The organism is Mesorhizobium sp. M4B.F.Ca.ET.214.01.1.1, from assembly GCF_004791545.1.
Lineage (GTDB): Bacteria > Pseudomonadota > Alphaproteobacteria > Rhizobiales > Rhizobiaceae > Mesorhizobium > Mesorhizobium abyssinicae.
Map to the genome: position 1 here is coordinate 1 of NZ_SRUX01000254.1, position 292 is coordinate 292.

1 pseudogene is annotated in these 292 nt (G+C 67.8%); it reads right to left on the reverse strand.

The annotated features are described in order from the left end of the window. Positions 1 to 292 (reverse strand): annotated as a pseudogene (locus EN857_RS34125) (ribonuclease HII); the annotation flags it as partial.

The window sequence follows — 292 nt, forward strand, 5'->3', positions numbered from 1 at the left end:
GCATCATGCGGTCTCGCATCACCTTGGCGTCGCTCGAGGCAGCCGCGATCGATTGGGAGCGCTGGTCGACCTTGATCAGGGCGCGGCCTTCGCAGGCGAGGCCGGGCGGCACATCGCGGCCGTCGGCCAAGGCCAGTTTGGGCTGCAGCGACAGGCCGGCGGCGGCGCGGCGCATCGCTTCAAGGCTGGCCTTCAGAATATTGCTGTTGTCGATGCCCTCGGCGCTGATCGACGCCATCGAGACGCTGAGCGCGGAGCCGAGGATTTTCAGGAACAGCGCCTCGCGCTGCAG